Genomic DNA, 26995 nt, shown 5'->3' with positions numbered 1-26995 from the left:
TCGAGTGCTAATTGATCAGACAGAGAGGAGTGATGAGATGGTTACAGAGCGTCAGCAGGATATTCTAAATCTCATTATTGACATCTTTACCAAAACGCACGAACCTGTCGGATCCAAAGCCTTGCAGGAGTCTATTAACTCTAGCAGTGCAACCATTCGTAATGATATGGCGGCTTTAGAAAAGCAAGGGTTGCTTGAGAAGGCTCATACTTCAAGTGGTCGGATGCCAAGTGTTGCTGGTTTTCAGTACTATGTGAAACACTCACTTGATTTTGACCGATTGGCTGAAAATGAGGTATATGAGATTGTCAAAGCCTTTGACCAGGAATTCTTCAAATTGGAGGATATTTTGCAAGAAGCTGCTAATCTATTGACAGACTTGAGTGGCTGTACGGTAGTAGCACTGGATGTTGAGCCCAGCAGGCAACGGTTGACAGCCTTTGATATCGTTGTTTTGGGGCCACATACAGCCTTGGCAGTATTTACCCTAGATGAGTCGCGAACGGTTACCAGTCAGTTTCTGATTCCAAGGAACTTTTTGCAGGAGGATTTGCTGAAACTGAAGAGCATCATTCAGGAACGTTTCCTCGGCCACACCGTTCTAGATATTCACTACAAGATTCGGACGGAGATTCCGCAGATTATCCAGCGTTACTTTACAACAACGGACAATGTTATCGATCTCTTTGAGCATATCTTTAAGGAAATGTTCAACGAAAATATTGTGGTGGCGGGCAAGGTTAATCTCTTGAATTTTGCCAATCTAGCAGCCTATCAGTTCTTTGACCAACCGCAAAAGGTGGCCTTGGAGATTCGTGAGGGGCTGCATGAGGATCAGATGCAAAATGTCCGTGTTGCAGACAGTCAAGAGTCCTGTCTAGCTGACCTAGCGGTGATTAGTAGCAAGTTCCTCATTCCTTATCGGGGAGTTGGAATTCTAGCGATTATCGGTCCAGTCAATCTGGATTACCAACAGCTAATCAACCAAGTCAATGTGGTCAACCGTGTTTTGACCATGAAGTTGACAGATTTTTACCGCTACCTCAGCAGTAATCATTACGAAGTACATTAAGATTGAAATCATTAAAGGAGGCGAAAATGGCCCAAGATATAAAAAATGAAGAAGTAGAAGAAGTCCAAGAAGAGGAAGTTGTGGAAACGGTAGAAGAAACAAGTCCTGAGAAGTCTGAATTGGACTTGGCAAATGAACGTGCGGATGAGTTCGAAAATAAATACCTTCGCGCTCATGCAGAAATGCAAAATATCCAACGCCGTGCCAATGAAGAGCGTCAAAACTTGCAACGTTATCGTAGCCAGGATTTGGCAAAAGCGATTCTCCCTTCTTTGGACAACCTTGAGCGTGCACTCGCAGTTGAAGGTTTGACAGACGATGTTAAAAAAGGATTGGAGATGGTGCAAGAAAGCTTGATTCACGCTTTGAAAGAAGAAGGAATCGAAGAAATCGCAGCTGACGGTGAATTTGACCATAACTATCATATGGCCATCCAAACTCTCCCAGCAGACGATGAACACCCAGCAGATACCATCGCCCAAGTCTTCCAAAAAGGCTATAAACTCCATGACCGTATCCTACGCCCAGCAATGGTTGTGGTGTATAATTAGAAGTTTTATATGTCGAAACAATATAGTAGGAAGATGAGAATGAAAAAGATAGCGGCTACAAATTGGGCTATTGGAATTGTCGTTTTCTTTCTGGTAGTAGGGATATTTTTTGCTTATCCTATTTCGGAAGGAGCAAAGGTTTCTTATTTTGGAACGCAACCAGTAATTTGGCTGCAAAAAGTATTAGAACTTATATTGCAACCTATTTTAATTGGTCAATTGTTATTCTTACTTACAGAAGATATGTCAGTAAGTAAGAAAGACTGATTTAGTATTGTCCGAAACGACAATAAACTATGAAAGAAATATAAAAAGCAAGCCGGAGGCTTGCAAGGAAGATATTTCTCGCCGTGGTGAAAGTTTCAGTAGCTTCTGCTACTGAAACAGGGGATTTTTGAGACAATAGGCTCAAAAATAAGTGATGAAATCCCGTAGGGAGTTGCTCACGTCCCCACCACTTAAGGGATATATCAAAAAATCAAAATTCGAATAAAAATTTAAGGAGAAAAACACATGTCTAAAATTATCGGTATTGACTTAGGTACAACAAACTCAGCAGTTGCAGTTCTTGAAGGAACTGAAAGCAAAATCATCGCAAACCCAGAAGGAAACCGTACAACTCCATCTGTAGTTTCATTCAAAAATGGTGAAATCATCGTTGGTGACGCTGCAAAACGTCAAGCAGTTACAAACCCAGATACAGTCATCTCTATCAAATCTAAGATGGGTACTTCTGAAAAAGTTTCTGCAAATGGAAAAGAATACACTCCGCAAGAAATCTCAGCTATGATTCTTCAATACTTGAAAGGCTACGCTGAGGACTATCTTGGTGAAAAAGTGACTAAAGCAGTTATTACAGTTCCAGCTTACTTCAACGACGCTCAACGTCAAGCAACAAAAGACGCTGGTAAAATCGCTGGTCTTGAAGTAGAACGTATCGTCAACGAACCAACAGCAGCAGCCCTTGCTTACGGTTTGGACAAGACTGATAAAGAAGAAAAAATCTTGGTATTTGACCTTGGTGGTGGTACATTCGACGTTTCTATCCTTGAATTGGGTGACGGTGTCTTCGACGTATTGTCAACTGCAGGAGACAACAAACTTGGTGGTGACGACTTTGACCAAAAAATCATCGACCACTTGGTAGCAGAATTCAAAAAAGAAAATGGTATTGACTTGTCTACTGACAAGATGGCAATGCAACGTTTGAAAGATGCAGCTGAAAAAGCGAAGAAAGACCTTTCTGGTGTGACTTCAACTCAAATCAGCTTGCCATTTATCACTGCTGGTGAAGCTGGACCTCTTCACTTGGAAATGACTTTGACTCGTGCGAAATTTGATGATTTGACTCGTGACCTTGTAGAACGTACAAAAGTTCCAGTTCGTCAAGCCCTTTCAGATGCAGGTTTGAGCTTGTCAGAAATCGACGAAGTTATCCTTGTTGGTGGTTCAACTCGTATCCCTGCCGTTGTAGAAGCTGTTAAGGCTGAAACTGGTAAAGAACCAAACAAATCAGTAAACCCTGACGAAGTAGTTGCTATGGGTGCTGCGATCCAAGGTGGTGTCATTACTGGTGATGTTAAAGACGTTGTCCTTCTTGATGTAACACCATTGTCACTTGGTATCGAAACAATGGGTGGTGTCTTCACAAAACTCATCGACCGTAACACAACAATTCCAACATCTAAATCACAAGTCTTCTCAACAGCAGCAGACAACCAACCAGCCGTTGATATCCACGTTCTTCAAGGTGAACGCCCAATGGCAGCAGATAATAAGACTCTTGGACGCTTCCAATTGACAGACATCCCAGCTGCACCTCGTGGAATTCCTCAAATCGAAGTAACATTTGATATCGACAAGAACGGTATCGTGTCTGTTAAGGCTAAAGACCTTGGAACTCAAAAAGAACAAACTATTGTGATCCAATCTAACTCAGGTTTGACTGACGAAGAAATCGACCGCATGATGAAAGATGCAGAAGCAAACGCTGAAGCAGATAAGAAACGTAAAGAAGAAGTTGACCTTCGTAACGAAGTAGACCAAGCTATCTTTGCAACTGAAAAGACTATCAAGGAAACTGAAGGAAACGGTTTCGACGCAGAACGTGACGCTGCCCAAGCTGCCCTTGATGACCTTAAGAAAGCTCAAGAAGACAACAACTTGGACGAAATGAAAGCAAAACTTGAAGCATTGAACGAAAAAGCTCAAGGCCTTGCTGTTAAACTCTACGAACAAGCCGCAGCAGCCCAACAAGCTCAAGCAGGAGCAGAAGGCGCACAAGCAACAGGAAACGCAGGCGATGACGTCGTAGACGGAGAGTTTACGGAAAAATAAGATGTTGAGGCGTTAAGAAAACGAAAGAAAAATAGGAAGCCATCGCCTTGTGCGATGCACAAAAGATGGCTTATCTTTTTTCCGAAGTTTTTAGCCGAAACTCAGTTAAGCCTAACTCGTCAAGAATGACTAATCACTAAACTGATTGTCCTTCTACGGTGCTTTACTTAAATGTTAATGATGATAGGAAGAAATCCAGAGGTTGCAACCCAGCCTCTGTTTTTCGATAAAAAGGGCCTAAACCTGATTTATTTGGGGTTTGTCTCATCAATATGAAATATAGGAATTGAACCCGACCTAAATCGTGGTTTCGTTCCGCAACAATAACAGAAAGGAACAAAGGTGTTCAGGGAATTGAACACGGGTTCCCAAATTTCTTACTCAATATAAAAGAAAGGAATTGAATCCGACCTAAATTCTCGGAAAAAAGATAAATCTGTCTAGGAGCATCGCTCCAGCGTCAGATTTCCTATTTATCAGTCGAATTTTACGGTCTTGGTATCTTGTATGAACAATACTGAATTTTATGATCGTCTGGGGGTGTCAAAAAACGCTTCGGCAGACGAGATCAAAAAGGCTTATCGTAAGCTTTCCAAAAAATATCACCCAGATATCAATAAGGAGCCTGGTGCTGAGGAAAAGTACAAGGAAGTTCAGGAAGCTTATGAGACTTTGAGTGACGACCAAAAACGGGCTGCCTATGACCAATACGGTGCTGCTGGAGCCAACGGTGGTTTTGGTGGAGCTGGTGGTTTCGGCGGTTTCAACGGGGCAGGAGGCTTCGGTGGTTTTGAGGACATCTTCTCAAGTTTCTTCGGCGGAGGCGGTGCTTCGCGCAATCCAAACGCTCCTCGTCAAGGGGATGACCTCCAGTATCGTGTGAACTTGACCTTTGAAGAAGCTATTTTTGGAGCTGAAAAAGAGGTTAAGTACAATCGTGAAGCTGGCTGTCATACATGTAACGGTTCTGGTGCTAAGCCAGGAACAAGTCCAGTCACTTGTGGACGCTGTCATGGTGCTGGTGTCATTAACGTCGATACGCAGACTCCGCTTGGTATGATGCGTCGCCAAGTAACCTGTGATGTCTGTCATGGTCGCGGAAAAGAAATCAAAGATCCATGTACAACTTGTCACGGAACAGGGCATGAAAAACAAGCGCATAGCGTACATGTAAAAATCCCTGCTGGTGTGGAAACCGGTCAACAAATTCGCTTAGCTGGTCAGGGTGAAGCAGGCTTTAACGGTGGACCTTATGGTGACTTGTATGTAGTAGTTTCTGTGGAAGCCAGCGACAAATTTGAACGTGAAGGAACGACTATCTTCTACAATCTCAACCTCAACTTTGTTCAAGCAGCGCTTGGTGATACAGTTGATATCCCGACTGTTCACGGTGATGTTGAATTGGTTATCCCAGAGGGAACTCAGACTGGTAAGAAATTCCGCCTACGTGGTAAGGGAGCTCCGAGCCTTCGTGGCGGTGCAGTTGGTGACCAATACGTTACAGTTAATGTCGTAACACCGACAGGCTTGAACGACCGTCAAAAAGCAGCGCTTAAAGAATTCGCAGCTGCTGGTGATTTAAAAATCAATCCAAAGAAAAAGGGATTCTTTGACCATATTAAAGATGCCTTTGAAGGAGAATAAAGCAAAAAGAGCCGAGTGGCTCTTTTTTGTTTATAGATTTTTTAAGACTTTCCTTAAGTAATGACGGACGGTAGCGACCTTCTTCGAAGTTCCATACCTAAACTTTGAGCCTAGGTCTCAAAGTTTCCGTACACCTGAAACCAGGCTGTTTCAGGTGTTTTCATTACGGCGGAAAGTCTTCGATTTAGTTGTGAAATGGTGAATGAGTTGCCTAAATTATGATGTATTGTTGATGTAATATAGCTTGTTTATGTTTTAAAAAGAGCCACTCGGCTCTTTTTACTTATCTTCAGTTTCCTGTGTTTCTTTAATCACAGCTAGTCTAGTCTGGATATCCTTTTCCAAGACTTTAAATTTGTAAGTCAGGTCTTCTTGGTATTCCTTGATGAGTTCTTTTTGCTGGTCAATGATTTGTAGGCTGTTTTGGATAATATCCACATCGTCCTTGATAGCTTGAACGCGGTCAGTGGTATTCAAGACTTCATCTGTGATGGTTTGGCGATTTTTTGTGAGCAGATAACTTCCAGCTGCAGCTCCTGCAAATAGCAGTAGGTTGGATAATTTCATGGCAACTCCTTAGGCGTTTTTGATAGTTTCAGCGACTTGAGCAAGTTTGTCAAAGTCTGGTTCGTGGGCAATAAAATCAATCTTGAGGTCATCGTCCGCACTGTAGCGAGGCACGAGGTGAACGTGGGTATGAAAGACGGTTTGCCCTGCGATTTCTTCACAGTTGGCAATGATATTCATACCAGTAGCCTTGGTAGCTTTCATGACTTTTTGAGCTACTTTTGGTACTTGGGCAAAGAGTTGGCTGGCGCTAGTAGCATCCATTTCCAAAAGATTGCGATAGTGCTTTTTAGGTACGACCAAGGTATGTCCTGGTGTCACTTGAGAGATATCAAGAAAGGCAAGAACCTGCTCATCTTCATATACTTTTGAAGCAGGAATTTCCCCTGCGATGATTTTACAAAAAATGCAATCTGACATAAAATCTACCTCTACTGTATTGAATTTTGATATAATATAGCTACATTATACCAGATTTGGAGAAAATATGTTAGAAATTAAAAACCTGACAGGTGGCTATGTTCATGTTCCTGTTTTGAAAGATGTGTCTTTTACCGTTGAAAGTGGACAGTTGGTCGGTTTGATTGGTCTCAATGGTGCTGGGAAATCGACGACTATCAATGAGATTATCGGTCTGTTGACACCTTATAGTGGCTCTATCAATATCAATGACTTGACCCTGCAAGAAGATGCGACAAGTTACCGCAAGCAGATTGGCTACATTCCAGAAACGCCCAGCCTGTATGAGGAATTGACCCTCAGAGAGCATATCGAAACGGTTGCTATGGCTTATGGTATTGAGCAGAAAGTGGCTTTTGATCGAGTGGAACCTTTGTTAAAAATGTTCCGTCTGGACCAGAAATTGGACTGGTTTCCTGTTCATTTTTCAAAAGGGATGAAGCAGAAGGTCATGATTATCTGTGCTTTTGTGGTGGATCCAAGTCTTTTCATAGTGGATGAGCCCTTCCTTGGTCTGGATCCGCTAGCTATTGCAGACTTGATTCAGCTTTTGGAAGTGGAAAAGCAAAAGGGTAAGTCTATTCTCATGAGTACTCACGTGCTGGATTCGGCGGAGAAGATGTGTGATGCCTTTGTCATTCTTCACAAGGGAGAGGTGCGTGCCAAGGGAAATCTCCTGCAACTGCGCGAAGCCTTTGATATGCCTGAGGCTAGTTTGAATGATATTTACTTGGCTCTGACCAAAGAGGAGGAGCTATGAGAGACTTGTTTTTAAAGAGAAAGCAGGCTTTTCGTAAGGAGTGTCTTGGTTATCTGCGCTATGTTCTCAATGACCACTTTGTCTTGTTCCTGCTTGTTCTGCTGGGATTTCTAGCCTACCAGTACAGTCAACTCTTGCAAGATTTTCCTGAAAATCATTGGCCTATCCTTTTGTTTGTAGGAATTACCTCTGTTTTACTGTTGCTTTGGGGAGGAATTGCCACCTATATGGAGGCTCCAGACAAGCTCTTTCTCTTGGTTGGAGAAGAGGAAATCAAGCTCCATCTCAAGCGTCAAACTGGCATTTCCCTAGTCTTTTGGCTCTTTGTCCAGACCCTTTTCTTGCTGTTATTTGCGCCTTTATTTTTAGCAATGGGCTATGGCTTGCCTGTTTTTCTGGTCTATGTGCTTTTATTGGGAGTAGGTAAATATTTCCTCTTTCGTCAAAAGGCCAGCAAATTTTTCACGGAAACTGGACTGGACTGGGACTATGTCATTTCCCAAGAAAGCAAGCGTAAGCAAGTCTTGCTTCGTTTCTTTGCCCTCTTTACGCAGGTCAAGGGGCTTTCAAACAGCGTCAAGCGTCGTGCTTATCTGGACTTTATCCTAAAGGCTGTTCAGAAGGTGCCTGGGAAGATTTGGCAAAATCTCTATCTGCGTTCTTATCTGCGAAATGGAGACCTCTTTGCCCTCAGTCTCCGTCTGCTCTTGCTTTCCATACTGGCGCAGGTCTTTATCGAGCAAGCTTGGATTGCGACAGCAGTGGTAGTTCTCTTTAACTACCTCTTGCTCTTCCAGTTGCTGGCCCTCTATCATGCCTTTGACTACCAGTATTTGACCCAACTCTTTCCACTAGACAAGGGGCAAAAGGAAAAAGGCTTGCAGGCTGTAGTCCGAGGATTGACCAGTTTTGTTTTACTTGTGGAATTAGTTGTTGGGTTGATTACCTTCCAAGAAAAACTAGCCCTTCTAGCCTTGCTGGGTGCAGGTTTGGTTTTACTAGTCTTGTACTTACCTTATCAAGTAAAACGTCAGATGCTGGATTAATCTTGCCTATATGACACTAAAAAAGAAGTTGAGTTCAGTTTGTCTCAGCTTCTTTTATTTTCTACAGGATAATGGTTGGTCCGTAGAGACTCAACTTGGTCTTGACTTGGTCAAAGTGGAAGCGGTCATAGGCCCGCCAAGCGGCGCGAGTTGGAGCATCTGGATTGAGGGCGCTGAGTCCCATGAGAAGACTGGAAGTCTGGTAGAATTTTTCCAGTTCAATCAAGACTCGATTATCCACTGTCTCAGCCTTGGCTAGAAAACCAAGAATAGAGTCTAATTGCTCCTGAAAGCGGACGTCGTCAGCGCTTGCCTGTTTGCATGCTTGGTAGGTTTTGTTTAAGTCAGTAATCAAGGTTTGAGCTCTTTTGATAGGGTCTGTATCTGTCATGAGAATTCCTCCTCTAATCTGGGTGCTAGTCTTGTTTCTAGCAACTGTGTTTTGATACTGTCAGTCTATCACTTTTATCTCCTTTTCAACCATAAAATCTTTAATTGTCCTTGAAATTTCCTGAATGGTACTGTTAAGATTTTATGATAAAATAGTGGTAAGATTATCATGCTTATTTGAGGAACAAGCTACCCTTCAGGAGCATTAAAGGCCTGTTTAGGATTTGGTTGGCTTGTATCATAGTATTTTTGCTATTCTCTTTTTAGGAAGAAATCGAAACAAGGAGAGTAAGAAGATGAGAATATTTGTTTTAGAAGATGATTTTTCCCAACAGACTAGGATTGAAACGACCATTGAGAAACTCTTGAAAGAACATCACATCACTCCCAGCTCTTTTGAAGTTTTTGGCAAACCAGAGCAACTGCTGGCTGAAGTGCATGAGAAGGGGGCCCATCATCTATTCTTTTTGGATATTGAGATTCGAAATGAGGAGATGAAGGGTCTGGAAGTGGCTAGAAAGATTCGGGATAGGGATCCTTATGCTCTCATCGTCTTTGTGACGACTCACTCGGAGTTTATGCCCCTGTCCTTTCGCTACCAGGTGTCAGCTTTGGACTACATTGATAAGGCCCTTTCGGCAGAGGAGTTTGAATCTCGGATCGAGACAGCCCTCCTCTATGCCAATAGTCAGGATAGTAAAAGTCTGGCGGAAGATTGCTTTTACTTTAAATCAAAATTTGCTCAATTCCAGTATCCTTTTAAAGAGGTCTACTATCTCGAAACGTCGCCCAGAGCCCATCGTGTTATTCTCTATACCAAGACAGACAGGTTGGAATTTACAGCGAGTTTAGAGGAGGTTTTCAAGCAGGAGCCCCGTCTCTTGCAGTGCCATCGCTCTTTTCTCATTAATCCTGCCAATGTAGTTCGTTTGGATAAGAAAGAGAAACTCCTTTTCTTTCCCAATGGAGGAAGCTGTATGATTGCGCGTTATAAGGTCAGAGAAGTGTCTGAGGCCATCAATAACTTACATTGAGTGAGGTGCTGGAATGGAATTAGTTTGGAAGATAGTATATGTGTTTTTGATATCTGGATTGGAATTGTTTATATTTTTTAAGGTGGATGGAATTGTTCTAACTCTGGAGAGAGTTTTTAAGTCCTTTCTTTTTAAGCTACTTTTAGCAGTTGTTTTTGTAACGATTAGCTATATAGTAGGAAATACTTACCTAACTTATTTTATGGAACCCTTGTACGGCATTGGTTTATCTTTCTTATTGTTAAGAGGGCTTCCTAAAAAACTACTCTTCTTTTATGGTCTCTTCCCAATGATGTTGGTGAATCTTTTTTTCAGGGTAGTCTCCTATTTTGTGATTCCATTTTGGGGGCAAGGGCATGTGTATGATGACCGCTCTTTTATTTGGTTATGTATAAAAATTTTCATTTGCTTTATTTCTCTAGCCTTTTTGAAATGGTTAGACTATGATTTTACTAGTTTGAGAAGGGAGACTCTCGATAAAGGTTTTCAAAAGTCCCTGACTACGATTAACTGGATAATGGGGGCTTACTATCTAGTGATGCAAAGTCTGTCTTTCTTTGAATATGAACAAGGTATTCAATCAACGACTGTTCGCCATCTCATCCTAGTCTTTTACCTACTCTTTTTTATGGGTATTATCAAGAAGCTAGATACCTATTTGAAGGACAAACTCCATGAGAGATTGGACCAAGAACAGGCCTTGCGCTACAGAGATATGGAACGCTATAGTCGGCATATAGAGGAACTTTACAAGGAAGTCCGGAGTTTTCGCCATGACTACACCAACCTCTTGACCAGTTTACGTCTGGGCATTGAAGAGGAGGATATGGAGCAGATAAAAGAGGTCTACGACTCGGTCTTAAAGGATTCTAGTCAGAAATTGCAGGACAACAAATATGACCTTGGCAGATTGGTAAATATTCGGGACCGTGCCCTCAAAAGTCTTCTAGCAGGGAAATTTCTAAAAGCTAGAGATAAGAAGATTGTCTTTAATGTCGAAGTTCCTGAGGAGATTCAGGTCGAGGGGATGAGTCTACTTGATTTTCTAACCATTGTGTCCATCCTTTGTGACAATGCTATTGAAGCCAGTGCAGAGGCCAGTCAACCTCATGTTTCAATCGCCTTTTTAAAAAATGGAGCACAGGAGACCTTTATCATTGAAAATTCCATCAAAGAAGAGGGCATAGATATTTCTGAGATTTTCTCCTTTGGAGCCAGTTCTAAAGGGGAAGAGAGAGGAGTTGGTCTCTATACTGTTATGAAAATTGTGGAAAGCCATCCTAATACCAGTCTAAATACCACCTGTCAAAATCAAGTCTTTCGTCAGGTTTTAACAGTTCACTCGATGTCAGTTGATGATTAGAAGATCTGTGGAAAGAAGTACCGCCTGTAGTCATCAATTAAAATGCCATAGTATATGAGGTACCCTATATGAATAAGAAATCCTTTTTTATCATCTGTTCTACGTTGATTATAGCATCGAATCTTCTCATGATTTCCGTGGTGAATAAGGGAGAAGGAACAGGGAGCAACCTGTTTGTGATTGCTATAGCCTGTGTTATGTTACCAGTCTTTTTATATGCAGTTGAAAACCAACTGACTTCATTGATAAGAGTAGAATCAATACTCCTGATTCAGTTGGCAGTTATATCTCTACTCCGTCTTGTCAACAGAATAGGGAGTACGCCTGAAATTCTCAACATTATCATTACCCTTATCGCTTTGGCAAGTGGAACAGCTGCTATCCTTGTTGCGATCATGAGAATATATGAGAACATACGGAAGTGAGGGTGAGTAGTTTTCTATTTTGTATTTTCACATTGTCAAGTTCCCCAGGGCAAGTATGTTTTTCATGCTTGCTTTTTTTATTTTTAACAATTCAAGATGTTTTGATGACCGTTTGTGATTTGGATGGAAAATTTTAAAAAATAGTAGTATACTAGCCTTATTAAGGTTGTAATAGGACGAAAGTAAAAAGAGGTATTCCTCGTGAATGCAAAAACAATGTTACAATTGGCTATTATGGTTGCTTAAAGGCTTGAGCTTGTATGTAGAGGAGCTGTACTTGGAGGTAATTATGGATTTCAAAACTTTTCTTATTGTTTTTGTTGTTGGCATGTTTGTTTCTTTTATTACTTCTTTAATTAGGGAAAAATTTTTAAAATCTCCAAAGAAGAATAAAGATAGATCTAATTAGATAAAGAGATTTTTTATCGCTAGTTTAATCTATAGGGGAGTTTCTTTAATATTGTTTCGCCTGTCAAAATGATATGTGATAGCAGGATAAAAAATCTACAAATTAAGTTGGTATCAATATGGTGTAAAGGGCAAGTATGTTTTTCATGCTTGCTTTTTTAAATTTTTTACAATTCAAGATGTTTTGATGACCATTTATGATTTGAGTAATCCAAGGTCAAAATGAGTGCTATACTAGCAGTGTAAAGGTTCTAGCTCAACAAACATTCAGGAGGAAATCTTATGAAGAAAAAAATATTTGTCATTTTCATCTTGTATCTGATCATGTCCATCTTTCTATATCCGCTTAGGGAGAGTGCTTGGTATCAGCTATTTTATACTATAGCCTATGTGATTGCAGCTATGATTTATTTTGCTATTCTTAAAAAGAAAGGAGCAAAGAAATGAAAACTTTTCTTGCTAAAAAACGGAACATCTTCCTTGCGAGATTGTTCCTAGGGCAGTTGCCCTTACTTGTCTCTACTTATCTATTTCTATCTCGTCAGTTTTTAAATTTTTCCTTGGTTTTCCAATTTCTCTTGGTAGTTATTAACTTGGTTTCTATTTTGGTTACTGTTTACCTCACTAGGGAAATGAGAATCAGAGAGTTTGAAGATGATGATTTGGTTAGTCCTAGAACCAATCAACTCATGTATATCGGCTTGACAGGCTTTATGTCTATTATTTGTTTGTATAGAGGGATCACAGCAGGAGAATTCTATCAACAATTAATTGCCTATATTGGCGCTATTCTCTGCTTGCTTATCATGCTTCTGCTCATTTGGGGCTTGAAGTATTATAAAAAGTAGCTTGCCTTCTTCTTCTGACAGAATCTTTGATTAGAAGGCTCTATTAAACTGTCCGTGAAATAAGTGAATGGAGGTATTTAAAATGAAATATAGATTATTTCTTGTTATTTTCTTGAGTAGTGTGTTGAATATTCTTTTAGGGACATTTTTACAAATCTCTAATGTATCGATTGGGTGGCTTGTTCTCTACAGTGGATTATTTGAAGCAGGCATTTTCCTTCTTGCTAATAAAGGGGTGGCGGTAAAAATCAAGGAAGTAGACATTCGAAACCGCTTTAAATTTATTTTTGGAAAAACCTTATGGTTTCAAATTCTTTTGCTCATCTTTTTGATGGTCAAACTTTATCTTGGTTTGGATGCGAGGTTGATTTTATTCTATGGACATATTTTCATTGTCTTTAATGCCTTAATGTATCTATTATCTAGTAGTCAGGTTAGCCTTAAAAAGAACAAGCTGTCTTCTTAATCTTGCAGTAATAGAGCCTGACAAGGCGAGCCATCCTGTCTTGTAGATAGTAGGAGGAATTCTATGAAAAAACACCCTATTCTTTTCAAAACGAGTGCAATTCTTTCTTATTTGTTTCTGTTTTTCGGACTGTCTTGGACGACCCAATTTTGGAGCAATTATTGGGAGTTCTCGTCTTGGGTAGGAAATATTATCTGGATTCGAAACATCATCAGCCTTCTCTTTATCTGCTTGATGATTTGGATTTTGGTTAGGTCGGGCCATGCTTATCTCTTTCGTATCCCTAGAAAAAAGTGGTTGAGCTATTCCGTCCTGACGGTGTTAGCAGCTGTTGTGCTTATCTGTTTTAACTATCTGACAGCTAAACACGTTCAGGGGACGAACGAAGGTTGGAATTTGTTTATTGCCTATAGTGAGACCAATTTTGCGGAGTTTGGTGTTTACCTAACCTTAATCGTACTAGGACCTCTGATGGAAGAATTGGTGTGTAGAGGACTGCTTCAACATGCCTTCTTTAAGAATTCGAGGTGGGGGCTGGATCTTCTCTTTCCGTCATTCTTATTTGCCTTGCCCCACTTTTCTAGCTTGCCAAGTTTCGCAGATATTCTTGTCTATACGGCAGTGGGCTGTCTATTTGCCTGTCTAACACGTTATACGAAGAGTATCTATCCTTCTTATTCGATTCATATTGTTAATAATATCATCGCAAACTTACCATTTTTGCTCACTTTTTTACATAGGGTCTTGGGGTAAAAAAACAAAAGTCTTGCTTTTCAGCCATAGAGGAGGTTACCATGTATAAACACTTATTTTTCCTAGATTCCAAAACCTTAGACTGGTTGACTCCTTATATTCTGGTCTTGGCTTCTGACACCATTACCTTTAATGTTTTTGTGCTAACCTTTGTATCTGTTATGGCCTTTTATTTCCTAAACCCCATGCTATCTTTAATGGCTATCTTTTTAGGGGGTGGTTATGTGGTCGGATTTTGGTTACTCAAATGATTTGTTTTGGAAAGGCTAGAACTAAAGAATGACGTGTAGGAAGTCTGTTTGTTGAGGAGGATAGTTTTATGGAGTTTTTTGATAAATTTCATGCCTTGTGTTTTGGATTTTTAGTACTAATAATCGTCATTACAGTTCCTTATACGATTAACCATGGGGATTTTTTTCAAAATGAATCTGAATTGATTATTGTAAGTCTTCTAGTAACCTCGCTGAGTGTTGCTTATGCTAGAAAGTTTGATATGATTTCTTTTGGGATGTTAAGCAAGAAACAACTTTTGCTTTTCACTGCAATCTTTCTTCTAAGTGTACTTGAGACGCTGGTTTATATTCATTTCTTCGCTGTTTCTTCTGGCGCAGGAGTTCAACACTTGGCGGAAGTCAGCAGAGGAATTTCTCTGTCTTTGATTTTGACTACCTCAGTTTTTGGCCCCATCCAGGAGGAACTCATTTTCAGAGGACTTCTTCAAGGTGCGGTTTTTGACAACTCTTGGTTAGGGCTTGTGCTAACTTCCTCTCTCTTTTCTTTCATACATGGACCTTCTAATGTCCCTTCGTTTATTTTTTATCTACTTGGGGGCTTGTTGCTGGGCTTTGCTTATAAAAAGAGCCAAAATTTGTGGGTTTCTACTTTAGTTCATATGTTTTACAACAGTTGGCCACTCCTATATTATTTATAAAAATCATGAAAGGTAAGCAGAAGACGGTGCTTGCCTTTTTCTTTCTATAATGATACCCAAGCCAATCCAGAGGCTTTTCTTTGAGAATCGGGTGTGGAGCGGTTGACGAATAGGGCAAAAACTAGTAGAATAGTAAGGAAACTTTATACGGAGGAAAGAAATGGATTTGGGTGATAATGAGCTAACACTGACTCCCATACCTGGGAAAAGTGGCAAGGCTTATATGGGTAGCTATCCTGATGGGAAGCGTATCTTTGTAAAAATGAACACCTCTCCAATCCTACCTGGTCTAGCTAGAGAACAAATTGCTCCACAATTATTATGGAGTCGCCGTTTGGCAGATGGGCGTGATATGTGTGCTCAAGAATGGTTGACAGGCAAAATATTGACCCCCTATGATATGAATCGTAAACAAATCGTCAATATCTTAACCCGTCTGCATCGCTCACGTCCGTTGATGACACAGTTGAGTCGTTTGGGATATGCCATGGAAACACCTGTAGATTTACTACAGTCTTGGCAGGAAACGGCTCCAGATGCTTTGCGTAAAAATCATTTTATCAGTGAAGTGATGGCTGATTTACGTCAGACTATTCCAGGATTTAGAGAGGACTATGCGACCATTGTCCATGGAGATGTACGACATAGTAATTGGATTGAGACAGACAGTGGCTTGATTTATTTGGTAGATTGGGATTCGGTTCGCTTGACCGACCGCATGTTTGATGTGGCCCATATGCTCTGCCATTATATTCCAGAACATCAGTGGAAGGAATGGTTGACCTACTACGGTTACAAGTACAATCAAACGGTATTAAATAAATTGTATTGGTACGGTCAATTGTCTTATTTGAGCCAGATTTCCAAGTATTATATGAACCAAGATTTAGAAAATGTCAATCGGGAGATCCATGGCCTGCGTCACTTCCGAGACAAGTATGGAAAGAGAAGATGAGAGTTAGAAATCGTAAAGGGGCGACAGAATTACTAGAGGCAAATCCCCAGTATGTGGTCCTCAATCCCTTGGAAGCCAAGGGGAAATGGCGGGACTTGTTTGGCAATGATAATCCTATTCATGTGGAAGTTGGAAGTGGAAAGGGTGCCTTTGTTTCAGGTATGGCTAAGCAAAACCCTGACATCAACTATATCGGGATTGATATTCAAAAGTCTGTTTTGAGCTACGCTTTGGACAAGGTGCTTGAAGTTGGAGTGCCTAACATTAAGCTCTTGTGGGTAGATGGTTCTGACTTGACTGACTACTTTGAAGACGGTGAGATCGACCGCTTGTATCTGAACTTTTCAGATCCTTGGCCGAAAAAACGCCATGAAAAGCGTCGTTTGACCTACAAGACCTTCTTGGATACCTTCAAGCGCATCTTGCCTGAAAATGGAGAAATTCATTTCAAGACGGATAACCGTGGCTTGTTTGAGTACAGTTTAGTGAGCTTTTCTCAGTATGGCATGAAGCTCAATGGTGTCTGGTTAGATTTACATGCCAGTGATTTTGAAGGCAATGTCATGACAGAATACGAGCAAAAATTCTCCAACAAGGGGCAAGTTATCTACCGAGTTGAGGCAGAATTTTAAGAAATAGCCTGAAATCAGGCTGTATAGGTGCTTTTGCTTTACATAAGTTGGCAAACGTGCTATACTATGAGTAAGAATATGAAAAGTGAGGCGGGGAAATATCTTCGCCTCTTGCTTATGAGGAGGTGGACGCAATCGCAACAATCGTAGAATTAGTCAGAGAAGTTGTAGAACCTGTCATAGAAGCTCCTTTCGAACTCGTGGATATCGAGTATGGAAAGATTGGCAGTGACATGATTCTCAGTATTTTTGTAGATAAACCTGAAGGAATTACCTTGAACGACACGGCAGACTTGACAGAAATTATCAGTCCTGTCCTAGACACCATCAAGCCAGATCCCTTCCCAGAACAATATTTCCTAGAAATCACCAGTCCAGGCTTGGAACGTCCTTTAAAAACCAAGGATGCCGTCGCTGGAGCGGTTGGGAAATACATCCATGTCGGGCTCTACCAAGCCATCGATAAGCAAAAGGTCTTTGAAGGAACCTTGTTGTCCTTTGAAGAGGATGAGTTGACTATGGAATATATGGACAAGACGCGTAAGAAAACTGTCCAAATTCCATACAGTTTAGTATCAAAAGCACGTTTAGCAGTTAAATTATAGAAAAAGAAAGGATAGCTTTTGAGGATTCAAAAGTGAAGAAAACATGAGTAAAGAAATGCTAGAGGCCTTCCGCATTTTGGAAGAAGACAAGGGAATCAAAAAAGAAGATATCATCGACGCAGTAGTAGAGTCGCTTCGTTCCGCTTATCGCAGACGCTATGGTCAATCAGATAGCGTAGCCATTGACTTTAACGAAAAAACAGGTGACTTTACCGTTTATACTGTCCGTGAAGTGGTTGATGAAGTATTTGATAGCCGTTTGGAAATCAGCTTGAAAGATGCTCTTGCCATCAATTCAGCCTATGAGCTTGGTGACAAAATCAAGTTTGAAGAAGCACCAGCTGAGTTTGGTCGTGTAGCAGCCCAATCTGCCAAACAAACCATCATGGAAAAAATGCGCAAGCAAACACGTGCCATCACTTACAATACTTACAAAGAGCATGAACAAGAAATCATGTCTGGTACTGTAGAACGCTTTGACAACCGCTTTATATATGTCAACCTTGGCAGCATTGAAGCCCAATTGTCAAAACAAGATCAAATTCCTGGAGAAGTTTTTGCTTCTCATGATCGTATCGAAGTATATGTTTACAAGGTTGAAGACAACCCTCGCGGTGTGAATGTCTTTGTTAGCCGTAGCCATCCAGAAATGATCAAACGTTTGATGGAGCAAGAAATTCCAGAAGTTTATGACGGAACTGTTGAAATCATGAGCGTGGCTCGTGAAGCTGGTGACCGTACCAAGGTTGCCGTTCGTAGCCACAATCCAAACGTGGATGCTATTGGTACAATCGTTGGACGTGGTGGAGCCAATATCAAGAAGATTACTAGCAAATTCCACCCAGCTCGTTACGATGCTAAGAATGATCGTATGGTGCCAATCGAAGAAAATATCGATGTTATCGAGTGGGTAGCAGATCCAGCTGAATTTATCTACAATGCCATCGCTCCTGCTGAGGTAGACCAAGTTATCTTTGATGAAAACGACAGCAAACGTGCCTTGGTGGTTGTTCCTGATAACAAGCTTTCTCTTGCTATCGGTCGTCGTGGGCAAAACGTTCGCTTGGCGGCTCACTTGACTGGTTACCGTATCGATATCAAGTCTGCTAGTGAATTTGAAGCCATGGAAGAGGTTGCTTCAGTAGATTTGGAAGCAGAAAACGATACTGTAGAAGAATAAAAGCTGCTAGAGGAGGGAAAGATGAAAACGAGAAAAATCCCTTTGCGCAAGTCTGTTGTGTCCAATGAAGTGATTGATAAGCGTGATTTGCTCCGCATTGTCAAAAATAAAGAAGGGCAAGTCTTTATCGATCCGACAGGCAAGGCTAATGGCCGTGGCGCTTATATCAAGCTAGACAATGCAGAAGCCCTAGAGGCGAAAAAGAAGAAGGTCTTTAACCGCAGCTTTAGCATGGAAGTGGAAGAAAGCTTTTATGACGAGTTGATCGCTTATGTGGATCACAAAGTGAAAAGAAGAGAGTTAGGACTTGAATAAGCAAAAGATAAGTAATCTCTTGGGACTTGCTCAGCGAGCAGGGCGGATCATATCGGGTGAAGAATTGGTGGTCAAGGCCATTCAAGACGGCAAGGCCAAGATGGTCTTTCTAGCCCATGATGCTGGACCCAATCTGACCAAGAAGATTCAAGATAAAAGTCATTATTATCAAGTAGAAATTGTAACCGTGTTTTCAACACTGGAATTAAGCATAGCAGTCGGGAAATCGAGAAAGGTTTTGGCTGTGACAGATGCTGGATTTACAAAGAAAATGAGGTCTCTTATGGAATAGAAGAGGAGGACATGATTTGTCTAAGAAAAGATTGTACGAAATCGCAAAAGAACTTGGAAAAGAAAGTAAAGAAGTTGTAGCGCGTGCAAAAGAGTTGGGCTTGGATGTGAAAAGCCACTCATCAAGTGTGGAAGAAGCTGTCGCTGCAAAAATCGCTGCCAGCTTTAAGCCTGCAGCTGCTCCGAAAGCAGAAGCAAAACCTGCAGCACCAAAAGCAAGTGCAGAAAAGAAAGCCGAAAAATCTGAGCCAGTTAAACCAGCTGTAGCTAAGGAAGAGGTAAAACCTGCAGCCCCAAAAGCAAGTGCAGAAAAGAAAGCCGAAAAGTCTGAACCAGTAAAACCAGCTGTAGCCAAGGAAGAGGCAAAACCAGCTGAGGCAGTCGCTCCGAAGGCAGAAAAAGTAGCGGCTAAACCGCAAAGTCGTAATTTCAAGGCTGAGCGTGAAGCCCGTGCCAAAGAGCAGGCAGAACGACGCAAGCAAAACAAGGGCAATAACCGTGACCAACAACAAAACGGAAACCGTCAGAAAAACGACGGCCGTAATGGTGGAAAACAAGGTCAAGGCAACCGCGATAATCGTCGCTTTAATGACCAAGCTAAGAAACAGCAAGGTCAGCAAAATCGTAGAAATGAGCGCCGTCAGCAAGAGGACAAACGTCCAAATCAAGCGGCTCCACGTGTTGACTTTAAAGCCCGTGCAGCAGCCCTAAAAGCAGAGCAAAATGCTGAATATGCACGTTCAAGTGAGGAACGCTTCAAGCAGTATCAGGCTGCTAAAGAAGCCTTGGCTCAAGCTAACAAACGCAAGGAACCAGAGGAAATCTTTGAAGAAGCGGCTAAGTTAGCTGAACAAGCGCAACAAGCACAGCAAGTTCAAGCAGTGGTTGAAGTCGTCCCTGAGAAAAAAGAACCTGCAGTGGATACACGTCGTAAAAAACAAGCTCGACCAGACAAAAATCGTGACGATTATGATCACGAAGAAGATGGTCCTAGAAAACAACAAAAGAATCGAAGTAGTCAAAATCAAGTGAGAAATCAAAAGAATAGTAACTGGAATAACAACAAAAAGAACAAAAAAGGCAATAACAAGAACAACCGTAATCAGACTCCAAAACCTGTTACGGAGCGTAAATTCCATGAATTGCCAACAGAATTTGAGTATACAGATGGTATGACGGTTGCGGAAATCGCAAAACGTATCAAACGTGAACCAGCTGAAATCGTTAAGAAACTCTTTATGATGGGTGTCATGGCCACACAAAACCAATCTTTGGATGGGGAAACAATTGAACTCCTCATGGTGGATTACGGTATCGAAGCCAAACAAAAGGTTGAAGTGGATAATGCCGACATCGAACGTTTCTTTGTCGAAGATGGTTATCTTAATGAAGATGAATTGGTTGAGCGTCCACCAGTTGTAACTATCATGGGACACGTTGACCATGGTAAAACAACTCTCCTAGATACCCTTCGTAACTCTCGTGTTGCTACAGGTGAAGCAGGTGGTATCACTCAGCATATCGGTGCCTACCAAATTGTTGAAAATGGCAAGAAGATTACCTTCCTTGATACACCAGGACACGCGGCCTTTACATCTATGCGTGCGCGTGGTGCTTCTGTTACCGATATTACGATCTTGGTCGTAGCGGCAGATGACGGAGTTATGCCTCAAACTATCGAAGCCATCAACCACTCAAAAGCAGCCAACGTTCCAATTATCGTAGCCATCAACAAGATTGATAAACCAGGTGCCAACCCAGAACGCGTTATCGGTGAATTGGCAGAGCATGGTGTTATGTCAACGGCTTGGGGCGGAGATTCTGAATTTGTTGAAATCTCAGCTAAATTCAACCAAAATATCGAAGAATTGTTGGAAACAGTCCTTCTTGTGGCTGAAATCCAAGAACTCAAGGCAGACCCAACAGTTCGTGCGATCGGTACGGTTATCGAAGCGCGCTTGGATAAAGGAAAAGGTGCGGTCGCAACCCTTCTTGTTCAACAAGGTACTTTGAATGTTCAAGACCCTATCGTTGTCGGAAATACCTTCGGTCGTGTCCGTGCCATGACCAATGACCTTGGTCGTCGTGTTAAGGTAGCAGGTCCATCAACACCAGTTTCAATCACAGGTTTGAACGAAGCGCCAATGGCGGGTGACCACTTTGCCGTTTATGAAGATGAAAAATCTGCGCGTGCAGCCGGTGAAGAGCGTGCCAAACGTGCCCTCATGAAACAACGTCAAGCTACCCAACGTGTCAGCCTTGAAAACCTCTTTGATACACTTAAAGCTGGTGAACTCAAATCAGTTAACGTGATTATCAAGGCCGACGTACAAGGTTCTGTTGAAGCCCTTTCTGCCTCACTTCAAAAGATCGATGTGGAAGGTGTCAAAGTGACCATCGTTCACTCAGCAGTTGGTGCCATCAACGAATCTGACGTGACTCTTGCCGAAGCTTCAAATGCCTTTATCGTTGGTTTCAACGTACGCCCTACACCACAAGCTCGTCAACAAGCCGAAGCTGACGATGTAGAAATCCGTCTCCACAGCATTATCTACAAGGTTATCGAAGAGATGGAAGAAGCTATGAAAGGGATGCTTGATCCAGAATTTGAAGAAAAAGTCATCGGTGAAGCAGTTATCCGTGAAACCTTCAAGGTATCTAAAGTCGGAACTATCGGTGGATTCATGGTTATCAACGGTAAGGTTACCCGTGACTCTAAAGTCCGTGTTATCCGTGACGGTGTTGTTATCTATGATGGCGAACTCGCAAGCTTGAAACACTATAAAGACGACGTTAAGGAAGTTACAAACGGCCGTGAAGGTGGATTGATGATCGATGGCTACAATGATATCAAGATGGATGATGTGATTGAGGCGTACGTCATGGAAGAAATCAAGAGATAAGATTTTTTGCTCCTTTCTTAGGTGGTGAGGGACGCAAGCAAACCGATGGTTTCATTGCTTATTTTTGAGCCTAGGGTCTCAAAAATCCCCTGTTATGGGACTGATAAATCAGTTCCATAACTTTCACCACGGCGAAAGAAGCAGATGATTTCAAATTGAACTTCGTTCCAATTTGAAATGAAAATCAATAAGTTTAAAAATAGCTAGGTCTGCTGGCCTAGCTTTTGGTTCAAAGTAGAGAAAGGAATATCATGGCAAATCATTTCCGTACGGATCGTGTGGGCATGGAAATCAAGCGTGAAGTCAATGAGATTTTGCAAAAGAAAGTCCGTGATCCGCGTGTCCAAGGCGTGACCATCACAGATGTTCAGATGCTAGGTGACTTGTCTGTTGCCAAGGTTTACTACACCATTTTGAGTAATCTTGCTTCGGATAACCAGAAAGCTCAAATCGGGCTTGAAAAAGCAACTGGTACTATCAAACGTGAACTTGGTCGCAATTTGAAATTGTACAAAATCCCAGATTTGACTTTCGTCAAAGACGAATCCATCGAATATGGAAACAAGATTGACGAAATGCTACGTAATCTGGATAAGAACTAAAGAAGAGGGGCAACCCTCTTTTTTGGTGGGGAAATGGCTACAAAACATACTGGGAAATCTTTCTAGACTTAAAAATTATTAAAAAGCTTTATAAAATTTAGCTTGTATGATATTATGGGAATAATAAGAGAAATAAAACAATTTTTCAGCAATGGCCAGCAAAACTGGTATCGTTAACATTTTGAAAGTGTAGTTAAACAAGGGAAGATAATATGGGACTCATAAAAATTCTAGCTAAAACTTACGGGAATTACTTTTTGACCATGCAAGGTGTAAAAGTAATGAAAACGATAAAGAAAGATGACCATGCCGTTGTCGGTCTGGGGAAACTTTTTATTGCAGACAAGTTAATGGATACGGCTCGGTGGCTCATTAAGCCAGAGGATAAAAAATGAAATTTTTCTGGGGACTTCTTGCTATTCTTTTTATCAAACCGATTATTGGGATTTTGAAATTCTTTTGGATGATCATCTCTTTTGCAGTCCAATTATTATTTTACAAGCTATTATTTAAGCTACTGGATTGGCTCTTTAAACTTATTTAGATGGTTATCCAAGTCGCAGTGAACTAGCAGGAACTCCACTGCTAGTTTTTTAATCTCTTTCCTTATGGTATAATAAAATAAATAATATCATTTATAAACGATAATGGAGGTCGTCATGGACAATATCATCGATGTGTCAATTCCTGTTGCAGAAGTGGTGGATAAGCATCCAGAAGTCTTGGAAATCCTAGTAGAGCTGGGTTTTAAACCCCTTGCTAATCCCTTGATGCGCAATGCAGTTGGTCGCAAGGTATCGCTTAAGCAGGGGTCTAAGCTTGAAGGAACTCCTATGGACAAGATTGTCCGCACACTGGAAGCTAATGGCTACGAAGTGATTGGATTAGACTAATGGCAGATGAACGGATTCATGTCCTACGGGATATTTTGTTAGAATTGCATAATGGCGCCTCTCCTGAGTCGGTTCAGGAGCGCTTTGATGCGACCTTTACAGGTGTTTCAGCTATCGAGATTTCCCTCATGGAGCACGAGCTGATGAACTCAGACTCAGGTGTTACCTTTGAAGATGTCATGGAACTCTGTGATGTCCATGCCAATCTTTTTAAAAATGCTGTTAAGGATGTCGAAGTTGCAGATACCGAGCACCCAGGTCACCCAGTTCGGATTTTCAAAGAAGAAAATCTAGCCCTCCGTGCGGCCTTGATTCGCATTCGTAGATTGTTAGATACCTATGAGTCTATGGAAGATGAAGAAATGCTTGCGGAGATGCGTAAGGGTTTGGTGCGTCAGATGGGACTTGTGGGTCAATTTGATATTCATTACCAACGTAAAGAAGAACTCTTCTTTCCTATCATGGAGCGCTATGGACACGATTCACCCCCAAAAGTTATGTGGGGAGTGGATGATCAGATCAGGGAACTCTTTCAAACAGCTTTAGCGACAGCCAAGTCACTACCAGAAGTGTCAATTAGCAGCGTAAAAGAAGCTTTTGAAGCCTTTGCGACAGAGTTTGAAAGTATGATTTTCAAGGAAGAGTCCATCCTTCTCATGATTCTCCTTGAGTCCTTTACTCAGGATGACTGGCTTCAGATTGCGGAGGAGAGTGATTCCTATGGTTATGCCATCATCCGTCCGTCTGAAAAATGGGTGCCAGAAAGACAGAGTTTTGTTGAGGAAAAGAGTGCAGAGGAGCCAGTACAACTAGACACGGCTGAAGGTCAAGTTCAGCAAGTGATTGATACGCCAGAAGGACAGTTCACCATTACCTTTACCCCTAAGGAAAAGGAAGCAGTGCTGGACCGCTATAGTCAGCAGGCTTTTGGCAATGGCTATCTCTCAGTCGAGCAGGCCAATCTCATCCTCAATCATCTTCCTATGGAGATTACCTTTGTCAATAAAGACGATATTTTCCAGTATTACAATGACAATACGCCAGCTGATGAGATGATTTTCAAACGGACCCCGTCCCAAGTTGGGCGCAATGTCGAACTCTGCCATCCGCCTAAGTACTTGGACAAGGTCAAGACCATCATGAAGGGGCTTCGTGAGGGTACTAAGGATAAGTATGAAATGTGGTTCAAATCTGAGTCACGAGGCAAGTTTGTCCACATCACCTACGCAGCAGTACACGATGAAAACGGAGAATTTCAAGGTGTGCTGGAATACGTTCAGGATATCCAGCCCTACCGTGAGATTGACACGGACTATTTCCGTGGATTAGAATAAGGAGAAAAAATGAGTTACGAACAAGAATTTATGAAGGAATTTGAAGCCTGGGTCAATACCCAGATTATGATCAATGACATGGCGCACAAGGAAAGCCAAAAAGTCTACGAAGAAGACCAAGACGAGCGTGCCAAAGATGCCATGATTCGCTACGAAAGCCGCTTGGATGCTTATCAGTTCTTGCTTGGCAAATTTGAAAACTTCAAGGCAGGCAAGGGATTCCATGATTTGCCAGATGGCTTATTCGGTGAGCGAAATTATTAAATGAGATAGATTCTTGATTTTTTACTAAAATCTTGATAGAATATTTATATTAAATCCTTGTCAGAGCAGGGGTTTTTTATTGAAAGGATTTTATCATGTCAAAGAAACTCAATCGTAAAAAACAATTACGAAATAGCCTCCGTCGTGCAGGTGCCTTTTCAAGTACTGTGACTAAGGTTGTAGAAGAGACAAAAAAAGTCGTAAAACGTGCAGAGCAATCAGCAAGCCAAGCTGGTAAGGCTGTTTCTAAAAAAGTTGAACAAGCAGTAGAAGCTACCAAAGAGCAAGCTCAAAAAGTAGCCAATTCTGTAGAAGATTTTGCAGCAAACTTGGGTGGACTTCCACTTGATCGTGCTAAGACTTTCTATGATGAAGGAATCAAGTCTGCGTCAGATTTCAAAAACTGGACTGAAAAAGAACTCCTTGCCTTGAAAGGAATCGGCCCAGCTACCATCAAGAAATTGAAGGAAAATGGCATCAAGTTCAAGTAATCTTTCTTGTGCCTTGCATTTCCGAAAAAATCTTGCTACAATAGAGCCATTAGAGGTGTTTTGAATCCCGCATTTTACAGAAAGTGGCGGTGCTGAGAAGTCCACAAATGTGTCAAAACTGGTTGCTGATGGATGAAAATGAAATAAAATTATGTCTTTTTATTTTAAAGACGAGAGTTGCGGGCGACTGCCCGAAATTGGGTGGTACCGCGGATAAACACATTCGTCCCTGTCATGTAGATGGCAGGGCTTTTCTTTTGCGTCTTAGTCAAAGGAGGTTGTTATGAAGCAATCATTTAAAACTAATAAACTATACTATGGCTTTCCTGTTTTTATTTTAGGATATCAAGATCAGAATTTTGGATATAACATCACGACCTGTAGTTCCTCTTATAGTCTAGGAGATTGGATTGTGGTTGGAGTCGTTGCGAGAGAAAATGTCGCAGAGCAAATTAAACATTATCAAAAATTTACTGTGAATATCCCTGATGAAAATCTCATGCTCGAGATGGAGCAGGCTGGTTTTATCAGTCATCAGGAGAAATTGGAACGTTTGGGAGTGCATTATGAAATTTCTGAACGAACTCAGGCACCGATTTTAGAGGATTGTCCAGTCGTTTTGGATTGTCAGGTAGATAGGATTGTTGAGGAAGAGGGAATTTGTCATATTTTCGCTAAGATTGTTGAGCGACTTGTTGACCCAGAACTTTTGGATGAAAAGGGGCATTTTAGAAATGAACTGTTTGCCCCAACCTATTTCATGGGAGATGGATATCAGCGCGTCTATCGTTATCTGGACAAGCGTGTAGATATTAAGGGGAGTTTCATCAAAAAAGCGAGGAAGAAGGATGACAAGAGTTGAGTTACCAGAACGCTTGGAAACAGAGCGTCTGGTCTTACGAGTCCGTACAGTGGCGGATGCTGAGGATATCTTTGACTATGCTAGTTTGCCAGAGGTCGCCTATCCAGCTGGTTTTCCACCCGTCAAGACCTTGGAAGATGAGATTTATTATCTGGAGCATATCCTTCCCGAACGCAATCAAAAGGAAAATCTCCCAGCTGGCTATGGGAGTGTTGTTAAAGGGACTGATAAAGTCATTGGCTCTGTTGACTTCAATCACCGTCACGAAGATGATGTACTGGAGATTGGCTACACCTTGCACCCAGACTATTGGGGTCGAGGCTATGTGCCTGAAGCAACGCGTGCCTTGATTGACTTAGCCTTTAAAGAACTGGGGCTTCACAAAATAGAATTGTCTTGCTTTGGTAACAATGTCAAAAGTCAACGAGTTGCAGAAAAACTTGGATTTACCCTCGAAGCTCGCATAAGAGACCGTAAAGATGCTCAAGGCAACCGCTGTGATGATTTGAGATATGGCTTACTGAGGAGTGAGTGGGAAATAGAAATTGGGAGTTGAACTGTTCGAGAATTTCGAACAGTTGGGATATATTATTACTTAAAAGAAGAGGTGTTGG

At 41.5% G+C, this 26995-nt stretch carries 34 protein-coding genes; 31 read left to right on the top strand and 3 right to left on the bottom strand.

Annotated elements, in window-relative coordinates; all coding sequences use genetic code 11:
* Positions 1–37 precede the first annotated feature (37 nt).
* From hrcA to dnaJ, 5 genes are all read left to right on the top strand, one after another.
* Positions 38–1072 carry a heat-inducible transcriptional repressor HrcA gene (hrcA, locus tag HT732_RS01310; protein WP_173253713.1) on the top strand — a complete coding sequence of 345 codons (1035 nt, stop codon included), beginning with the start codon at positions 38–40 and terminating at the stop codon, positions 1070–1072.
* Positions 1073–1098: 26 nt separating this feature from the next.
* Positions 1099–1623: a nucleotide exchange factor GrpE gene (grpE, locus tag HT732_RS01305; RefSeq protein WP_173253712.1), complete on the top strand. Its 525-nt coding sequence runs from the start codon at positions 1099–1101 to the stop codon at positions 1621–1623.
* A 39-nt stretch (positions 1624–1662) separates the two neighbouring features.
* On the top strand, positions 1663–1890 hold the full coding sequence (locus HT732_RS01300; RefSeq protein ID WP_077804710.1) for a hypothetical protein: 228 nt from the start codon (positions 1663–1665) through the stop codon (positions 1888–1890).
* A 246-nt stretch (positions 1891–2136) separates the two neighbouring features.
* On the top strand, positions 2137–3960 hold the full coding sequence (gene dnaK, locus HT732_RS01295) for a molecular chaperone DnaK (protein ID WP_173253711.1): 1824 nt from the start codon (positions 2137–2139) through the stop codon (positions 3958–3960).
* Between the two features lie 507 nt (positions 3961–4467).
* Complete coding sequence (dnaJ, locus tag HT732_RS01290) at positions 4468–5604, top strand: molecular chaperone DnaJ (protein ID WP_173253710.1); 1137 nt, start codon at positions 4468–4470, stop codon at positions 5602–5604.
* A gap of 279 nt (positions 5605–5883) precedes the next feature.
* On the opposite strand, the gene HT732_RS01285 is transcribed toward dnaJ, so the two are convergent.
* Together HT732_RS01285 and HT732_RS01280 are read right to left on the bottom strand one after the other, a co-directional pair.
* The gene (locus HT732_RS01285) at positions 5884–6171 is read right to left on the bottom strand and encodes a hypothetical protein (protein ID WP_049495002.1); all 288 of its coding nucleotides are present in this window, start codon (positions 6169–6171) and stop codon (positions 5884–5886) included.
* A 9-nt stretch (positions 6172–6180) separates the two neighbouring features.
* On the bottom strand, positions 6181–6591 hold the full coding sequence (locus HT732_RS01280) for an HIT family protein (RefSeq protein ID WP_173253709.1): 411 nt from the start codon (positions 6589–6591) through the stop codon (positions 6181–6183).
* 67 nt (positions 6592–6658) lie between these two features.
* Between HT732_RS01280 and HT732_RS01275 the strand changes: the two genes are divergently transcribed.
* On the top strand, positions 6659–7390 hold the full coding sequence (locus tag HT732_RS01275; protein WP_173253708.1) for an ABC transporter ATP-binding protein: 732 nt from the start codon (positions 6659–6661) through the stop codon (positions 7388–7390).
* Positions 7387–8436, top strand: coding sequence for an ABC transporter permease (locus tag HT732_RS01270; protein ID WP_173253707.1), 1050 nt, complete (start codon positions 7387–7389; stop codon positions 8434–8436). Before HT732_RS01275 ends, HT732_RS01270 begins: the two co-directional genes overlap by 4 nt.
* A gap of 61 nt (positions 8437–8497) precedes the next feature.
* On the opposite strand, the gene HT732_RS01265 is transcribed toward HT732_RS01270, so the two are convergent.
* Positions 8498–8827 (bottom strand): helicase BlpT, encoded by a 330-nt coding sequence (locus HT732_RS01265; protein WP_173253706.1) that lies wholly within the window; start codon positions 8825–8827, stop codon positions 8498–8500.
* 295 nt (positions 8828–9122) lie between these two features.
* On the opposite strand from HT732_RS01265, the gene HT732_RS01260 reads away from it, so the two are divergent.
* The 24 genes from HT732_RS01260 (at position 9123) to HT732_RS01145 (ending at position 26937) form a co-directional block, all read left to right on the top strand.
* A complete protein-coding gene (locus tag HT732_RS01260) occupies positions 9123–9860 on the top strand; it encodes a response regulator transcription factor (protein ID WP_001219150.1) in 738 nt (245 codons plus the stop codon).
* A gap of 13 nt (positions 9861–9873) precedes the next feature.
* Positions 9874–11223 carry a sensor histidine kinase gene (locus HT732_RS01255; protein ID WP_173253705.1) on the top strand — a complete coding sequence of 450 codons (1350 nt, stop codon included), beginning with the start codon at positions 9874–9876 and terminating at the stop codon, positions 11221–11223.
* A 68-nt stretch (positions 11224–11291) separates the two neighbouring features.
* Positions 11292–11648, top strand: coding sequence for a hypothetical protein (locus HT732_RS01250; RefSeq protein ID WP_001036312.1), 357 nt, complete (start codon positions 11292–11294; stop codon positions 11646–11648).
* A gap of 690 nt (positions 11649–12338) precedes the next feature.
* The gene (locus HT732_RS01245) at positions 12339–12503 is read left to right on the top strand and encodes a hypothetical protein (RefSeq protein ID WP_173253704.1); all 165 of its coding nucleotides are present in this window, start codon (positions 12339–12341) and stop codon (positions 12501–12503) included.
* The gene (locus HT732_RS01240) at positions 12500–12904 is read left to right on the top strand and encodes an immunity protein (RefSeq protein ID WP_153197386.1); all 405 of its coding nucleotides are present in this window, start codon (positions 12500–12502) and stop codon (positions 12902–12904) included. The genes HT732_RS01245 and HT732_RS01240 overlap by 4 nt, the downstream gene beginning before the upstream one ends.
* Before the next feature lie 82 nt (positions 12905–12986).
* A complete protein-coding gene (locus tag HT732_RS01235) occupies positions 12987–13370 on the top strand; it encodes a hypothetical protein (RefSeq protein ID WP_000877393.1) in 384 nt (127 codons plus the stop codon).
* Positions 13371–13433: 63 nt separating this feature from the next.
* On the top strand, positions 13434–14123 hold the full coding sequence (locus tag HT732_RS01230) for a CPBP family intramembrane glutamic endopeptidase (protein WP_000716527.1): 690 nt from the start codon (positions 13434–13436) through the stop codon (positions 14121–14123).
* Between the two features lie 41 nt (positions 14124–14164).
* On the top strand, positions 14165–14374 hold the full coding sequence (blpZ, locus tag HT732_RS01225; RefSeq protein WP_000276516.1) for an immunity protein BlpZ: 210 nt from the start codon (positions 14165–14167) through the stop codon (positions 14372–14374).
* 68 nt (positions 14375–14442) lie between these two features.
* Positions 14443–15054 carry a type II CAAX endopeptidase family protein gene (locus tag HT732_RS01220; RefSeq protein WP_084889567.1) on the top strand — a complete coding sequence of 204 codons (612 nt, stop codon included), beginning with the start codon at positions 14443–14445 and terminating at the stop codon, positions 15052–15054.
* Positions 15055–15214: 160 nt separating this feature from the next.
* Positions 15215–16009 (top strand): phosphotransferase family protein, encoded by a 795-nt coding sequence (locus tag HT732_RS01215; RefSeq protein ID WP_000363005.1) that lies wholly within the window; start codon positions 15215–15217, stop codon positions 16007–16009.
* Positions 16006–16641, top strand: a complete 636-nt coding sequence (gene trmB, locus HT732_RS01210; RefSeq protein WP_001266094.1) for a tRNA (guanosine(46)-N7)-methyltransferase TrmB — start codon at positions 16006–16008, stop codon at positions 16639–16641. The genes HT732_RS01215 and trmB overlap by 4 nt, the downstream gene beginning before the upstream one ends.
* Positions 16642–16766: 125 nt before the next feature.
* On the top strand, positions 16767–17246 hold the full coding sequence (rimP, locus tag HT732_RS01205; RefSeq protein ID WP_082888105.1) for a ribosome maturation factor RimP: 480 nt from the start codon (positions 16767–16769) through the stop codon (positions 17244–17246).
* Positions 17247–17289: 43 nt separating this feature from the next.
* Positions 17290–18426: a transcription termination factor NusA gene (nusA, locus tag HT732_RS01200; protein ID WP_172921841.1), complete on the top strand. Its 1137-nt coding sequence runs from the start codon at positions 17290–17292 to the stop codon at positions 18424–18426.
* Between the two features lie 21 nt (positions 18427–18447).
* Positions 18448–18741, top strand: coding sequence for a YlxR family protein (locus tag HT732_RS01195; protein WP_000857562.1), 294 nt, complete (start codon positions 18448–18450; stop codon positions 18739–18741).
* The gene (locus HT732_RS01190; protein WP_001041392.1) at positions 18734–19033 is read left to right on the top strand and encodes a YlxQ-related RNA-binding protein; all 300 of its coding nucleotides are present in this window, start codon (positions 18734–18736) and stop codon (positions 19031–19033) included. The genes HT732_RS01195 and HT732_RS01190 overlap by 8 nt, the downstream gene beginning before the upstream one ends.
* A gap of 16 nt (positions 19034–19049) precedes the next feature.
* On the top strand, positions 19050–21935 hold the full coding sequence (gene infB / locus HT732_RS01185) for a translation initiation factor IF-2 (RefSeq protein ID WP_173253703.1): 2886 nt from the start codon (positions 19050–19052) through the stop codon (positions 21933–21935).
* Between the two features lie 251 nt (positions 21936–22186).
* Positions 22187–22537: a 30S ribosome-binding factor RbfA gene (gene rbfA / locus HT732_RS01180; protein ID WP_001273601.1), complete on the top strand. Its 351-nt coding sequence runs from the start codon at positions 22187–22189 to the stop codon at positions 22535–22537.
* Positions 22538–22749: 212 nt separating this feature from the next.
* A complete protein-coding gene (locus HT732_RS01175) occupies positions 22750–22932 on the top strand; it encodes a hypothetical protein (RefSeq protein WP_050252318.1) in 183 nt (60 codons plus the stop codon).
* Between the two features lie 264 nt (positions 22933–23196).
* Positions 23197–23430, top strand: coding sequence for a DUF1858 domain-containing protein (locus tag HT732_RS01170; protein ID WP_173253702.1), 234 nt, complete (start codon positions 23197–23199; stop codon positions 23428–23430).
* Positions 23430–24764 (top strand): DUF438 domain-containing protein, encoded by a 1335-nt coding sequence (locus HT732_RS01165; protein WP_173253701.1) that lies wholly within the window; start codon positions 23430–23432, stop codon positions 24762–24764. The genes HT732_RS01170 and HT732_RS01165 overlap by 1 nt, the downstream gene beginning before the upstream one ends.
* A gap of 9 nt (positions 24765–24773) precedes the next feature.
* Positions 24774–25028 (top strand): DUF1912 family protein, encoded by a 255-nt coding sequence (locus tag HT732_RS01160; RefSeq protein WP_000119706.1) that lies wholly within the window; start codon positions 24774–24776, stop codon positions 25026–25028.
* A gap of 95 nt (positions 25029–25123) precedes the next feature.
* A complete protein-coding gene (locus HT732_RS01155; RefSeq protein ID WP_000038635.1) occupies positions 25124–25519 on the top strand; it encodes a helix-hairpin-helix domain-containing protein in 396 nt (131 codons plus the stop codon).
* Positions 25520–25802: 283 nt separating this feature from the next.
* Positions 25803–26381: a flavin reductase family protein gene (locus HT732_RS01150; RefSeq protein ID WP_173253700.1), complete on the top strand. Its 579-nt coding sequence runs from the start codon at positions 25803–25805 to the stop codon at positions 26379–26381.
* Positions 26368–26937 (top strand): GNAT family protein, encoded by a 570-nt coding sequence (locus HT732_RS01145; RefSeq protein ID WP_173253699.1) that lies wholly within the window; start codon positions 26368–26370, stop codon positions 26935–26937. Before HT732_RS01150 ends, HT732_RS01145 begins: the two co-directional genes overlap by 14 nt.
* Positions 26938–26995 lie beyond the last annotated feature (58 nt).

It is taken from the genome of Streptococcus sp. 5346, assembly GCF_013277455.1.
Taxonomy (GTDB): domain Bacteria; phylum Bacillota; class Bacilli; order Lactobacillales; family Streptococcaceae; genus Streptococcus.
Note: the sequence above shows the minus strand (reverse complement) of the source record. Positions and strands in the feature narration are given on the sequence as shown.